Genomic DNA, 14,619 nt, shown 5'->3' on the forward strand with positions numbered 1-14,619 from the left:
TAATTTTTGATTCTTAAAACTCTATTCTTATTCTGCGTTCTTAATTTTAGGTTCGTATGTAAAACCTTCACCGTCTAATTTATTCTCTTTGTCAGATTTACTTATTTCTTGTTTCTGTCTCTTACAAATAATAACCGAATTCTCTGTTATACCATTCATTCCTAATGTATAATCAGCATCTACATATTTTGCATTTTGATACCATTTTGGCTGTAGAAAGAATACCCAATTGTAATTTTCTCCATTATGCTGTAAAGCTATTTTGCTTTCTGGATATTGAGTATTGTATCCTGTGATTGTATTATAAAATAAAGGCCCGAAATCTATTCTAACAGGTCCCTTCGATCTAATTGAAGTATAAATTTTGCTGTCTTCCTGTTTTTGAATTAATAATGTTATGAGTAGAAGATCCTTCATTTCAACATCTTCAATTTCTGGGAAAGGATTTTCACCTGGCGGAATTTTCCATGTTACAAATTCTTTTGGCGGTATCTGCATCATAAATTCAAAAACTATGTAAATTCCCGTTGGAACAATAAATACCAGAAAATGCGAGCACATTAAAAAAGTCAAGTTTATACCGTTTAATGCCGTGTAAATAATGGCGAATAAAACACTTGAATTAAGTATAACCAACAGGGAAAACAAAAGTTCGATGCTCATGTTTTTCTGGTTAAATTCATGCAAATAAAATCGGTAAAGCCAGACATGAAGTACACCAAACAACGCAGAAACTATTTGATAAAAAAGAAATTCATCTGATAGTTCATTAAATAATTTATTGTTGCCCAAAAATGCTGTTAGAGCATAGATAAGAACAAAAGAGAAAACATAGATATAGAATACCTTCTTATATTTAGTTCCAAATTCCTTTATCTTATCGCTAAATAATAAGGTAAGTATACCGCAAAGCGCTATTATCACTACCAAAAATACGATGAGCTTAACGTCAATAAGTGCTAATAAATGTTTTTTAACCATTTTAAATACGTGTTGTATACCCTAACACAGGCTGTTTATTAAAATTGAATTCTTCTGTTTCATGATTCATGATCAAGATTGTTTTTGGCTCGACTTCCATCGGAAAAAAATGCTCGTAAAAACAATCAATAAATCTTTTTATTGGTCCGTTATGAATATAATTTTCAAATGAATTATTTACTATTGGACCTATCTCGATTGTCAGGTTCATTGAATAATCCATGTATTTGTTACCGCAAATAAAATCGACCCCTAGCCTGTTTTCTCCTAAATTAATCTGTTCACTTTCTTCGCTGTATTCTTTAGAAGTTGTTGTTTTATAAGACACTTTTTCTTCAATTATACTCGACAAACAACGACAGGACAAATCGATATCGCCTACAATTTTATAAGCGTATGGCAGCAGCTGAATAAATTTTGAAACCAAAACTGCCGGGTAATTATGTGATAACCCCCAAAAATCATAGAAAAAACCAAGTGGTTTACTGCCATTTAGTTTATATAAAAAATCTCTCTCTACACTTTCAATTTTTGTTCGGTAATGAAAAATTTCATTTTCAAACGGATTAAAAAAGTTTCTTGCTTCGTTCTCCTGTTTCTTTTGATGTTTGTATTCCTTAATCATCTGGTGAACAGACTTATCAGCATTGTTTTCATTTAAACTGTGAACAAATCCTTCTGGAAGAGCATCATATATACTGTCTCTTGATAGAAGCAGCGAAATGTAATCGCGCCTGATATAATTATCGTCCTGAATTACAGCGCCTAAAACATCACTTCTAAAAGCTCTCGAAAACTGTCCCTGATTTAAAATCAAAATTTCATCGGCAGAAACTTCATCATTCTCAATCAATTCATTGGCAATAATTTCTGCCCGAATGTCATACGGAATGCTTTCAATTTCCTCAATTAAATTTTCAAGACTTTTTTTATTTTTTCTTTGTGTCTTCATTTATACGTCCTGCACCTATATATCGCAACTGAAAATATTCATCATTAAAATTGTAAATCCCCAATCCTTTGTCTGTACAAGCTAAAATTCTATCATTGTGCAAGTACAAGGCTACATCTGATATAGGATGATCTTTATCATATCTAAAAAACACTAAATCACCCTCAGCCAAAAAGGTGCGGCCCGTAAAAATTTGAATCGACTTCGACTTCCACATTCCAGCAGGGTCTTTAGGAAGCGTTACTTTATAAACATCACTGTACAATGATTGTAGAAAATAAGAACAATCAATTCCCTTTTTAGAAAAAGTCTTTTCTTTATAAGGAGTATTAATCCATGGGTCGAAATAAGAGTACAATTTGTAGTTCGTAATTTTATTAGGCGTTACTGCTAATACAATTGAATATTTTTCTTTTAAATACAAAACTTCATCACTAAGATTTTCAGAATTATCATTGACGATAATTTTATTCTTTAACCCCGTTTCTTCCATTTTTGACTGCTTCTTTAAAAGTTCTAAAGAATAGTCATATTTAAATGGTATTTGAGCGATGTATTTTTTATTACCACAAGAATTCAGGAATACAATTACAGCGAAAAAGAATGCTATTTGCTTTATAAAAAATACAAAACATTTTTCTCTGAGAAATAAATTGCTAGTCAGGTAAAATTTCATCATAATCCAGTAAAACAACTTTTAGGCATTTAAAAAATTAAATATGTAAGTATAGATTTACAAACATAAAAAATATTTTTTTATAAATTAGAAGTTTTTATAGTATTTATTTTACATTTTTAAAATATTTGAATTTATATTTGTAAATATTTTCTTATTTTAAACCTAAAATAATAATGCTAGATAAAAAGAATATTGATATTAAAGTTGTATTAGTCTTCGTTGTTCTATTTCTAATAGGAATAATCTCTTTTCTTATTCAATTTTTTAAACATGTCAACTGCGAAGATGTTAAGTATTATATCTTATCAGATCATTATCAGAGTGAAGAACCAATAGAATTCTACGATAAAACTCATAATGCTAAATCTTGGAAATGGGATTTTGGTGATGGTTCTCCCACAGATATTCGAAGACATACCTTTCATACTTACAAAAACCCAGGAAAGTATATTATTAGTTTAACTATAAATGGAGAATGTGTACATACACGTGAACTTATCTTAAAAGACAAATATATTCTAGACAAATTAGGTACTCCTCAAATTATTGCTTCGAAAATTATTACTGTGGGACAGCCAACTTATTTCAATTCTATTTCACAAAACGCTAAAACTTGGGAATGGGCGTTTGGAGAAAATAAAGGCATCGATGAAACTTCTTCAAATCCTGTATATACTTTTTCAACTCCTGGAGAAAAAACGATTACGCTTGTTATAAACGGAGATTTTAGCCGGGTTGCCAAAAAAGTAATTTATGTGCATCCGCGAGTTATTAAGAAAACAAATCCTCTGGATGTAACCTCTTATGTTTACGAGAAAAATGCCGAAGCCTTTGCACTGCCAAGAGGAACTGCAAAAAAAGATCCGCTTGAAGACATGCTGCAATATGTGCCAGTTGCCCCAAAGAATAAATCTCAAAAAGATAGTATTGCGCCTATTAAAAAAGCACCAAAAATATCTGAAGATCAATTTGAAATTTTATTAAATAAAGTAGCAGAAGGCAGTAAAGTTAAAGATGATTTTGCCGAATTTTTATGTGATGATCTCGAAATTCCGACAGTAAAAAATGACAAAGATTTATTGACTTTTGCGCAATTATGTGCCAATATCAAAGGAAAAAAAATAAAAATAGAATCTATCAGACTTAATAAAGACAAAACTGATAATTGTATTAAAGGAATGTCTATAAATTATAAAGTAAAAAAATATCTGATCTGGGTAAAAGACTAATCGTTATGAAACAAGAAAATATTTTCAGTACTGAATTGCTGACTGCGTTTGAAATTGCAAAAAAAATTGCAAAAAATAATTCTAATCAATATTACACAGGATCGCATTTACTTAAGGCTATCTTGAATAGAGACTTGTCACTTCTAAAACGTTTGGAAGCAATGGGAAAAGATGTTTATTTCCTTGATGAATGGGCAGAAGTAAGAATTGAAGAGGAATCGAAAACATCTCATGTTTTGGATGCCGAACCAGCTAATGTAATTGATCAAATTATAAATGAAGCTGAAGCCGTTAGAAACTTATTAAACGAAGATGAAATTAGTTTATATGCTATTATTGTCGCTTTAAGTTCGCCTGGTGTTGGTTTTAATTTTGACCAGATGAAAAGTTTTCCTATTTCAAGGAATGAATTATTAGAAAATGAAACTACAACTTCTGCTGAAAATTTATCAAGCAAAAAAGAAATTAAGAAAGGATTTTTAGGTAAGTATTCTGTGCATAAAAACCTTGAAAAGAAACCCAATAAACTAACTGCTATTGGACGTGAAGGGGAATTAAACACTATAAAAGAAATTCTTTGTCGGTTCTCAAAACCCAATGTATTATTGCTTGGAGATCGTGGCATTGGTAAAACAATTTTGATAAATACTTTAGTTGAAAATATCATTGCGGATCAAGTACCTGATACACTACATAAAGTGCAGTTATTTGAGCTTGATTTATCTTCTTTAATTGCCGGCGCATCTTATAAAGGTGAAATTGAAGACCGCCTAAAGAACTGCATTCAGGAATTAAAACAATTTCCTAAAGCCATTTTAATAATTGAAGAAATCCATACTTTATTAGACAAAAACGGCGGTGACTCTGGAGTTGCAAATATTTTAAAAAGCGAATTAGCGAAAGGGTTAAATATTATAGCCACTTCTACAATCGATGAATATTCAAAAAAAATAGAAAAAGAACAAGGTCTTTCGGGAATGTTTGAAATCGTAAAATTGGAAGAAGCAGATAATGAAACTTTGTTCCGAATGATTCGTGAATCGATTAAAATGTATCAGGAACATCATAAACTAAAAATTGATGATGAAATTATTTCTGAATCTATTAGATTATCCAGAAGGTATCTAAAAGAAAAAAGCCTGCCTGAATCTGCCATTAATTTGATAGACCATACCATGTCTGTTTTAAAAACCTCTGGAGAAACTTTTTTGAAAGGGAAAGAAGCACTTTATGATAAACTGGAAGTTTTAAAGCTGAATAAAGCTAATTTATCAGAAGAACAATTGATTAAAGAATGTAATTGGTTTTTAAGTGATGTAATGCAGAAAACTACTTTTTTAATGGTCATTGAAGAAGAAAACAAAGAACTTTTTAAATATTCAGATGCTATCATAAATCATATTGAAACACTATTAAAAACTCTGGAGGAAAAAGCATTAGATAAACGCAGTCACATTGAAGCTTTTGATTTATCTTTGATTATTGCACAAAAAACAGGAATACCAGCAGGAAAATTAAACGAAGAAGAAAAACAAAAACTTAACAACATCGAGCAAGTTCTTAACCAAAGAGTAATTGGTCAGGATCATTGTATTGCAACAGTCGCAGGTTCAATTCTAGAATCAAGATCGGGATTGAGTAAAGCTGGACAACCAATTGCTTCTTTCTTTTTCTTAGGCCCAACAGGAACTGGTAAAACAGAATTAGCCAAAAGTTTGGCCGAATTTCTTTTTCAGGACGAAAATGCAATCATACGTTTTGATATGTCTGAATTTAAAGAAGAACATTCTGCTGCATTGTTGTACGGTGCGCCCCCAGGCTATGTAGGCTATGAATCCGGAGGGTTGCTAGTAAATAAAATTCGTCAAAAGCCATATTCTATTGTTTTATTTGATGAAATTGAAAAAGCGCATCCTTCTGTTTTTGATGTTTTTCTTCAAATTATGGACGAAGGAAAACTGCACGACCGACTAGGAAAAGAAGGTGATTTCTCTAATGCTATTATTCTTTTTACTTCGAATATTGGTGCAGACCATATTGTTGAAACTTTTAATAGTGGTAAAATTCCTTCCTCAACTTCTTTAATGGAAATTATGGCGAATTATTTCAGACCAGAATTTTTAGGACGTTTAACTGAAATTGTACCTTTTGCGCCTATCAGTAAAGAAAATGCGTTGAAAATATTTGAGATTCATTTGAAAAAAGAGTTTATGGATTTACTCAAAAACATCAATATTAAAGTCGATATTCCAATAGAAGCTAAACTTTATCTGGCTGAAAATGGGTATAATGCTAAATACGGAGCAAGACCGATTAAAAGTATTATTCGAACACATTTAAGAAGACCTTTAGCTAAAAAAATAATCGCTGGAGAAGTAAAAGACGGAGATACTATTTTTGTTAGTATTGAAAACAATGAAGTAAAATGGATAAAACAAGAATTAATCTCTATCTCAGAAAATTAATTCTAAAAACTTCAATACAAAAAAGCCGCTAAGATTAATTTCTTAGCGGTTTTTATTTTTAATTGATGTTACAATTTCTAATATTAATAAAAAAATTGAGTTGTTTCCTTAGCGTTTCGATTTACTAAACTTTTAATTTTTTCAGTTGGATAATCTTTAGCATTATATTTATAAGCGTTTGTAAATTCAGTGGTTACACCTGAATTTGAAATACAAGTTTGTTTAACTACATTATTAACAGATACATCATGATCTAATAATAAATTAAATCCTAAAATATTTTTACTTGGATTATTTTTATTGTCATATTCATAATATACACCTGTAGTCATAACTCCATTCTCATACTTTTCACTACTTAATAAATTGCCATTTGAAAACTTATAAACTCCTAAAACTGTAACTATTTGAGATCCTGCTTTAATAGATTCCAAATAACTTATATTTCCATTATCAAAATAAGTATATTCTGTTTCGCTTATTTTTTCACCATTAGGCAACATGTTACTTTTAGAAACCAATTTTTCATTATTATATGTATAATCTATATAACTGTGAAGCATCCCTCTTTCGAAGAATTCAAGTTTTGTTATTTTAGTTCCTGTGTAAATATATCGTAGTTCATTTTCATTATTCGATGTATTACTAACTATCTTATTTCCATCGTATAAACATTTCACTTCAGAAAAGGAATTATCAGCCCCTGTAATAATTGTTTTTTTAAGTAAAACTTCAGAAGTTTTATCTATGCTTTGTGCATCATTACTTGAACAAGAATTTAATACCAATAAAATGGCACTAACTAGACATAAAATTTTTTTCATAATTTGATTTTTAAATGAATTGCTAATTTAAAAATCAAAAAAAGTTATAAGTAACCACAATAAGTTAATTTTATAACAATATAAGACTTATTAAAAATATGTTAATCGAATAAAGTAATAAGCAAATAAGATTAAAAAAATAATCATTTAAAACTAAAACATTAATCTCGATAAAAAACCGCTAAGAAATTAATCTTAACGGTTTTTATTTTTAATCTAAAACCAAACCTATTTGACCGTCATCATCTAATTCTGTTTCTACAGATTCATCATCTGGCATTTCTGGTTTTTCAGGAATTTCTTCGACTGGTTCTTGATATGGAAGTGGTTCTAATAAGTTGACTTGTTTTAACTTATCTGCAGTCAATTGATTTCCTAAAGCTTTGAAACCTTTTACTGCTATAAAATCTTCTACATCAATATGTAAATCTTCTTTTTGAACTCCTTTTACTTTTGCAAATACCAATTGCGCCACAGGACGATAATCTGTCGATACAATCTCTAATTGCGAATTTGGATGGTCTGTGATAAAGCTTTCTTCCTTCCCCTCATTTTCAACAAGAAAACGTTTCAAGAAATAACGTTCTTTTTCTCCGTCGTAATAAATGGCCGAAATTGGTTTTTTAGGTTTCCATTTTTCCAAAACAATCATATCTTCATCAAAATGAGTTGACAATTCCGGAATAATAACTTTTAATTTACCAGACTGGGTGATAATTAAAATTTTATCACTTGGTTTAAATTCCCCTAACAGCTCTCCTCTTGCATCAACATTTAAACGTTTCACAGTATCATCAAACCAAACTTTTCTTGGCAATAAGGTCGAAATTCCTTTTTCTTTTAACTCTATTTTTTTGATTGGATATTTAGTTACCAAATTCCCTTTTGAAGCACGGCCTTTAATAGCTAATTTAGCAAAATCAATATCGAATTTTAGTTTCTTGATCGTTCCAACCTGGCGTAATAAGATCGTAATTACTTCTGCTTCACCATTCGGATTATGCGAAAAATAAACTACTTGTGATCCAGCCGTTTCATTGGTTAAATCATAAGGTTTATCACGAGTAACTCCCGTAACATTAAAACGTTTAATATAAGATGGCCCTGATTTTCCGTCACGATAAATCATGTTGTAAATCGTGCGTTTATCGCTCTTGTCAAAAATAGCAACGTGAATAATATCTTTACCTACAAAAGTCTTAGCATCTACTTTTGTAATCATCATTTTACCATCGCGCAAAAATACAATTACATCATCAATATCAGAACAATCAGTAAGGTATTCGTCTTTTTTTAAACTTGTTCCAACAAAACCCTCTTCGCGATTTACGTATAGTTTTGTGTTACGCAAAACTACTTTTGTAGCCTCAACATTATCAAAAACACGAAGTTCTGTCTGACGTTCACGGCCTTTTCCGTATTTCTCTTTTAATTTGGTAAAGTAAGCAATTGCAAAATCTGTTAAATTTTCCAAATTATGCTCTACTTCTTTCATTTCATCTTCTAATTTCGCAATAAAATCATCAGCCTTATCAGAATCGAAACGGGTAATACGAATCATTGGAATTTGAGTCAGTCTTTGTAAATCATCATCAGTAATTTCTCTGACGAATGATTTTTTGAAAGGCTCGAATCGATCGTATAAATATTTGTAAAGTGATTCTCTGTCAGAATATAATTTGAAATCAATGTACATTTCTTCACGAATGAAGATTTTCTCTAAAGTAGAGAAATGCCATTTATTTTTTAATTCTTCTAATTGAATTTCTAATTCTTGCTTAAGCAGATCAACTGTTCTATGAGTTGAAATTTTCAACATTTCAGACACTCCAATAAACAATGGCTTGTTGTCTTCAATCACACAGCCTAAAGGTGCTACAGAAGTTTCACATGCTGTAAAAGCAAACAATGCATCTATCGTTTTATCTGGAGAAACGCCTGGGAAAAGGTGAATTAAGATCTCAACATCTGCCGCAGTATTGTCTTCAATTTTCTTGATTTTGATTTTGCCTTTATCATTGGCTTTCAAAATACTATCAATCAAAGTCGTGGTATTGGTCGAAAACGGAATTTGAGTAATGACCAATGTATTTTTGTCTAATTGTGCAATTTTTGCACGCACACGCACGCGTCCGCCACGAAGTCCGTCATTATAATTCGACACATCGGCAATACCTTGTGTCATGAAATCAGGATATAGTGTGAATGCTTTTCCTTTTAAAATCTTAATCGAAGCATCAATTAATTCATTGAAGTTGTGAGGTAAAACCTTTGTAGAAAGTCCAACTGCAATACCTTCTGCTCCTTGCGCCAAAAGCAATGGAAATTTTACTGGAAGATTGTTTGGTTCTGCACGACGACCATCATACGAAACACCCCAATCTGTAATTTTTGGAGAATATAAAACCTCTAAAGCAAATTTTGATAAACGTGCCTCAATGTAACGCGAAGCTGCCGCTCCGTCACCAGTTAAAATATTACCCCAGTTTCCTTGGCAGTCAATTAATAAATCTTTTTGACCAATTTGTACCATGGCGTCACCAATACTTGCATCTCCGTGTGGGTGATACTGCATGGTGTGTCCTACAACATTGGCAACTTTATTATAACGGCCATCATCCAGCTCTTTTAAAGAGTGCATAATACGACGCTGAACCGGCTTAAATCCGTCCTCGATAGCAGGAACTGCACGTTCTAAGATTACATATGAAGCATAATCCAAGAACCAGTCTTTGTACATGCCTGTTACTTTTGTAATAACGTCTTCTCCTTCTTCTTCCTGATTCTCGTAAAAATGCTGGCCTTCAAAATGCTTGGCATCTACGTTGATAATTTCATCATCTTCTCCGTCGTGATTTTCATCAATAGGATTTTCGTCTGAATTATTCTCGTCGTCGTTTGGAATTATGTTATCGTCTTCTTCGTCTTTCATTATTTATATTCGAAAATTATAAATTTAAAATTGTTGTGATAAACTTTGATTTAACTCAAGTTTGATGTTTTTTAATTCGAATTGTATTGATCTAAAATTGTGTTTTTCAAAATAAAGGGTTTTAATTCTTCGTAACTAAAAAAAATCTTAGGCTCTCCGCCTGCAAAACCAACGAGTTCATATGGTGCATACGAAAAAGTAATTCCTGTAGGCAAAATATAAAAATTATGGGTAATTGGTACTTCATTAGATAATAAGCCATCTGCATATTCTGATCTAACTTTATCTTCATAAAAACTTATAAACTTGTCATCAGACAGATTTATTAATTTTTCAATATCTATCGTTTTCCCAGTTGTCAAATCATAGTTATCATATTCTGTATGCATCATACCATGAGCTCCTCCCATATAACTGTATGAGAAATCATAAACTACATAAATATTAGCATCAATAAAAACTGGTGACACAACTGATAAAGTTTCAGAACTATAATTTTCTTCTTCTTTTTTAGATTTTTCTACACTAAAATTATGTTTCCATTTTTTATAATTATTAATGCTCAACGAATCGGTATACAAATACTTTAATTTTGTTTCCAGAATATCAAAATTTACATCATTGGAAATAATTTCAGCAAAAAAAATATAATCTCTTGAAGGAGTAAATTCCCTCATCGCTTCATCCTTTTTAAAAGCCTCTCTTGAATCAAACAATGTATAATCGATTTCATCGTAACATTTGTATGCTGGAAATGTTTTACTTGGATAAGTTTTATAACTTTTTTTATCCAATATATATTCTATATACATTCCTTCTGTTGAAGGATTGTACAATTTTAGTTTAGAGATAACCTTATTATCATGATCATAATCATAGATTGTGGCTGTATAATAATCTTGCTTTTTCTCTTTTTCAAAATAACAATAAAGTATATCATTACTTCCTTCAATATAAAGAGATGCAGATTTTACATACCCGCCATACTCTGATGATAATTGATTAGAAAGATGTAATTGTATTTTTTTTCCGTCCTTAATTGATCCTTCAAAAGAATATATAAATGGGCTTTCTAACTTTAAAGTATCCTCACCTATTACAACAGTATTTTCATTTATCTTGTAAATTAAACTATCATTGTTTTTTTTAATTTTAATTTCGTTTACAGGCTTAGTCGTAACAATTGATTTTTTCTCATCGTTTTTTGACTGACAAGAAATAACTAGCATCATTATTAATAAACCCAGAATAGTTTTTCTCATAAATTTAAACTTCTTCAACCGCATCCAATTCTACTTTCAAATTTTTGATAATAAACTCTTGTCGGTCCGGCGTGTTTTTTCCCATATAAAAGGACAATAATTGCTCTATCGAAGTGTTTTTATCCATCATAATCGGGTCAAGGCGAATTGTTTCTCCAATGAAATTCTTGAACTCATCTGGCGAAATTTCTCCCAAACCCTTAAATCGTGTGATTTCTGGTTTTGGTTTTAGTTTTTCGATCGCGTCTTTTCTTTCTTCTTCAGAATAACAATAAATAGTTTCTTTCTTGTTTCTAACCCTGAAAAGAGGCGTCTGTAAAATATACAAATGCCCTTCTTTTATCAATTCTGGGAAAAACTGAAGAAAAAAGGTAATCAGCAACAAACGAATGTGCATTCCGTCGACATCGGCATCGGTTGCAATTACGATATTGTTGTAGCGTAACTTTTCTAGTCCATCTTCGATATCTAAAGCGGCTTGCAGTAAATTGAATTCTTCATTTTCATACACAATTTTCTTCGTCATTCCGTAAGAATTCAAAGGCTTACCACGTAAACTAAAAACAGCTTGCGTATTTACGTCGCGCGACTTTGTAATCGATCCGGAAGCCGAATCTCCCTCGGTGATAAAAAGCGTACTTTCTAAGTTTCTAGGGTTTTTAGTATCTGGAAGATGCGCTCGGCAGTCTCTTAATTTTTTATTATGAAGATTGGCCTTTTTAGCACGCTCTGTAGCCAGTTTTCTAATTCCTGATAATTCTTTACGTTCGCGTTCTGCCTGCAGAATTTTACGCAATAAAGCTTCGGCAGTTGGAGGGTTTTTATGTAAATAATTATCAAGTTTATTTTTTACAAAATCATTTACAAACGTACGTACAGAAACGGCTGGTGTTCCGTCATCAGAACCCATATCTGTAGAACCTAATTTGGTTTTGGTCTGAGACTCAAAAACTGGTTCCATTACTTTAATGCTGATAGCACTTACAATCGATTTACGGACATCTGATGCTTCAAAATTTTTATTATAAAACTCACGAATGGTTTTTACAATTGCTTCTCTGTAAGCCGCTAAGTGAGTTCCTCCCTGTGTTGTATTCTGACCGTTTACAAAAGAGTGATATTCTTCGCTGTACTGCGTTTTACTGTGCGTTAAAGCGATCTCGATATCATGATCTTTCAAATGGATAATTGGATATTCAAGATCATCTTCGCTGATTGTTTCTTCTAATAAATCACGAAGTCCGTTTTCTGAAATGTATTTTTCTCCATTAAAAATAATTGTCAAACCATTGTTTAAGTAACAATAGTTTTTAACCATTTTAATAACGTATTCTAAACGGAATTTATAATTTTTGAAAATCGTTTCATCTGGTGTAAAAGTAACTTTCGTTCCTTTTCGTTTTGTTGTATCGATTATATCTTCTTCAAGAACTAGATTTCCTGCAGAAAACTCTGCCCCTTTTTGTTTATCATCACGTACCGATTCTACACGGAAATAATTCGAAAGTGCATTTACCGCTTTTGTTCCGACACCGTTTAAACCAACTGATTTCTGAAAAGCTTTAGAATCGTACTTTCCACCCGTATTCATTTTTGAAACTACATCGACTACTTTTCCTAACGGAATTCCACGTCCGTAATCACGAACAGAAACCGTTTTGTCTTTTATCGTTACTTCAATAGTTTTTCCAGAACCCATTACGAATTCATCGATACAGTTGTCTAAAACCTCTTTTAGAAGAATATAAATACCATCATCCGGTGAAGATCCATCTCCCAATTTCCCGATATACATTCCGGGACGCATACGGATATGTTCTTTCCAATCGAGTGATCGAATATTATCTTCGGTATATTGATTTTGCTCTAGCATAAAGTAAATTGGATTTTTGGCTAATGTACCATTTATAGTCAAAAAATGAAAGCGTATTTTTTTTTTGTTACGAATTATAACAGCTTTGATTTCTATTTAATTTGATTTAAAAAAAATACGACCGTTAAAAATATAAAAAAACAGCTATGAAACAAAAAAATCTTATTTTATTCCGAGGACTTGTTTTGCTAAAGCAATCATTTCGGGCGTTCCCGTGTTTTTGTTTTTTTCGTCAGAAAGTTTTACAACACCTTGCCAATGCGTATTATCGGGTCTTGTATCTGTTAGTTTTATGACCATATTCATAGATGGAAGGCCAACATCATTGGTAAAATTTGTTCCGATGCCAAAAGACATTTTTATTTTATCTCTGCAGAAATCGGCTATTATTTTTACCTTCTCAAAATTGAGCGAATCCGAAAAAACAATTGCTTTAGATTTAGGGTCAATTCCCATTTTAGTATAGTGCGAAATTACCTTTTGTGCAAACTCTACGGGATCGCCGCTGTCATGTCTAACACCATCAAAAAGTTTGGAGTATTTTTTATCAAATTGATTGAAAAATATATCCGTTGTGTAAGTATCAGTCAGCGCAATTCCGAGATCGCCTCCGTACACTTGTGTCCAATGTTCGAGGCTGATTAAATTTCCCATTTTAAAACCATATTGCGCCGCATGAAACATAAACCATTCGTGTGCATGCGTGCCTAAAGGTCGTTTGTTGTTAACCATTGCAAAATGCACATTACTAGTTCCTAAAAAACTACTATTACCATAAGCGCTCAAAGTTTCATTTACTAAAACATGCACATCATAAGAATGGCGTCGTCTTGTACCAAATTCTAAAACAGAAACTCCGAGTTTATTATAATTGTCAATCTTGTTTTTGGTCAGCTCTTTTATAGCTTCATCATTTAAGCGAATTAAATGATTGGCTTTATAAAAGAGTTCTGAGATTAAAGCCATTAATGGCACTTCCCACAAAATGGTTCTGTACCAAAAACCTTCAATAGTAACTTTTATTTCTGAGCCTTCTTGACTGATTTGAACTTCAGATGGATCATAAATATATCCTTGGAGAAAATCTAAATAAGTGGGATCTAAATATGGACAGTGATGTGACAAATAATTTTTCTCGTCCTTTGTCAATCGTAAATTAGCCATTGCATCAACCGATTTTCGAAGTAAATCTGCAAAGCCTGAAGGAAAAACATGTTTTCCTCGATTAATAAAACCATAACGTACCTTAGCTTTTGGAAAAAGTCTAATTACAGCATGCTGCATTGTAAATTTATAGAAATCATTATCTAAGATTGATTTCAGAAAGGTAGTTTCCATGGCGTATTAATTCAGATCATGAATTGCTAAGATACGGCAATTCGATAAAAGAAGAAAATTCAATAAAGCAAACATATTGAAAAT

At 31.6% G+C, this 14,619-nt stretch carries 10 protein-coding genes; 2 read left to right on the forward strand and 8 right to left on the reverse strand.

The window, feature by feature from the left end; all coding sequences use genetic code 11:
• Window positions 1-27 precede the first annotated feature (27 nt).
• The 3 genes from IRZ83_RS03665 to IRZ83_RS03675 are packed head-to-tail and all read right to left on the reverse strand — an operon-like array spanning window position 28 to window position 2,426.
• Window positions 28-981, reverse strand: coding sequence for a TssN family type VI secretion system protein (locus IRZ83_RS03665; protein ID WP_194566903.1), 954 nt, complete (start codon window positions 979-981; stop codon window positions 28-30).
• 1 nt (window position 982) lies between these two features.
• A complete protein-coding gene (locus IRZ83_RS03670; RefSeq protein WP_194566905.1) occupies window positions 983-1,933 on the reverse strand; it encodes a type VI secretion system baseplate subunit TssG in 951 nt (316 codons plus the stop codon).
• Complete coding sequence (locus IRZ83_RS03675; protein WP_228520655.1) at window positions 1,911-2,426, reverse strand: C40 family peptidase; 516 nt, start codon at window positions 2,424-2,426, stop codon at window positions 1,911-1,913. Before IRZ83_RS03675 ends, IRZ83_RS03670 begins: the two co-directional genes overlap by 23 nt.
• A gap of 359 nt (window positions 2,427-2,785) precedes the next feature.
• On the opposite strand from IRZ83_RS03675, the gene IRZ83_RS03680 reads away from it, so the two are divergent.
• Both IRZ83_RS03680 and IRZ83_RS03685 read left to right on the forward strand, forming a co-directional pair.
• The gene (locus IRZ83_RS03680; protein WP_194566907.1) at window positions 2,786-3,841 is read left to right on the forward strand and encodes a PKD domain-containing protein; all 1,056 of its coding nucleotides are present in this window, start codon (window positions 2,786-2,788) and stop codon (window positions 3,839-3,841) included.
• Window positions 3,842-3,846: 5 nt separating this feature from the next.
• Window positions 3,847-6,306, forward strand: a complete 2,460-nt coding sequence (locus IRZ83_RS03685; protein ID WP_194566909.1) for an AAA family ATPase — start codon at window positions 3,847-3,849, stop codon at window positions 6,304-6,306.
• Between the two features lie 83 nt (window positions 6,307-6,389).
• Here IRZ83_RS03685 and IRZ83_RS03690 read toward each other — a convergent pair whose 3' ends face one another.
• The 5 genes from IRZ83_RS03690 to pncB all read right to left on the reverse strand — a co-directional run bounded on the left by IRZ83_RS03690 (window position 6,390) and on the right by pncB (window position 14,535).
• On the reverse strand, window positions 6,390-7,130 hold the full coding sequence (locus IRZ83_RS03690; protein WP_194566911.1) for a hypothetical protein: 741 nt from the start codon (window positions 7,128-7,130) through the stop codon (window positions 6,390-6,392).
• Window positions 7,131-7,341: 211 nt separating this feature from the next.
• Window positions 7,342-10,062, reverse strand: a complete 2,721-nt coding sequence (locus tag IRZ83_RS03695) for a DNA gyrase/topoisomerase IV subunit A (protein ID WP_194566913.1) — start codon at window positions 10,060-10,062, stop codon at window positions 7,342-7,344.
• Window positions 10,063-10,133: 71 nt separating this feature from the next.
• A complete protein-coding gene (locus IRZ83_RS03700) occupies window positions 10,134-11,324 on the reverse strand; it encodes a DUF3298 domain-containing protein (protein WP_194566915.1) in 1,191 nt (396 codons plus the stop codon).
• A 4-nt stretch (window positions 11,325-11,328) separates the two neighbouring features.
• Window positions 11,329-13,197 (reverse strand): DNA topoisomerase IV subunit B, encoded by a 1,869-nt coding sequence (locus tag IRZ83_RS03705; protein WP_194566916.1) that lies wholly within the window; start codon window positions 13,195-13,197, stop codon window positions 11,329-11,331.
• A 162-nt stretch (window positions 13,198-13,359) separates the two neighbouring features.
• Window positions 13,360-14,535, reverse strand: coding sequence for a nicotinate phosphoribosyltransferase (pncB, locus tag IRZ83_RS03710; protein WP_194566917.1), 1,176 nt, complete (start codon window positions 14,533-14,535; stop codon window positions 13,360-13,362).
• Window positions 14,536-14,619 lie beyond the last annotated feature (84 nt).

The sequence above is a fragment of the Flavobacterium sp. JLP genome (assembly GCF_015350755.1).
Classification (GTDB): domain Bacteria; phylum Bacteroidota; class Bacteroidia; order Flavobacteriales; family Flavobacteriaceae; genus Flavobacterium.

Excerpts from the sequence above, each read along its gene's own strand:
- IRZ83_RS03665 (WP_194566903.1), bottom strand. The coding sequence starts at position 981 with ATGGTTAAAAAACATTTATTAGCACTTATTGACGTTAAGCTCATCGTA.
- IRZ83_RS03690 (WP_194566911.1), bottom strand. The coding sequence starts at position 7,130 with ATGAAAAAAATTTTATGTCTAGTTAGTGCCATTTTATTGGTATTAAAT.
- pncB (WP_194566917.1), bottom strand. The coding sequence starts at position 14,535 with ATGGAAACTACCTTTCTGAAATCAATCTTAGATAATGATTTCTATAAA.
- IRZ83_RS03700 (WP_194566915.1), bottom strand. The coding sequence starts at position 11,324 with ATGAGAAAAACTATTCTGGGTTTATTAATAATGATGCTAGTTATTTCT.
- IRZ83_RS03695 (WP_194566913.1), bottom strand. The coding sequence starts at position 10,062 with ATGAAAGACGAAGAAGACGATAACATAATTCCAAACGACGACGAGAAT.
- IRZ83_RS03705 (WP_194566916.1), bottom strand. The coding sequence starts at position 13,197 with ATGCTAGAGCAAAATCAATATACCGAAGATAATATTCGATCACTCGAT.
- IRZ83_RS03680 (WP_194566907.1), top strand. The coding sequence starts at position 2,786 with ATGCTAGATAAAAAGAATATTGATATTAAAGTTGTATTAGTCTTCGTT.
- IRZ83_RS03685 (WP_194566909.1), top strand. The coding sequence starts at position 3,847 with ATGAAACAAGAAAATATTTTCAGTACTGAATTGCTGACTGCGTTTGAA.
- IRZ83_RS03670 (WP_194566905.1), bottom strand. The coding sequence starts at position 1,933 with ATGAAGACACAAAGAAAAAATAAAAAAAGTCTTGAAAATTTAATTGAG.
- IRZ83_RS03675 (WP_228520655.1), bottom strand. The coding sequence starts at position 2,426 with ATGGAAGAAACGGGGTTAAAGAATAAAATTATCGTCAATGATAATTCT.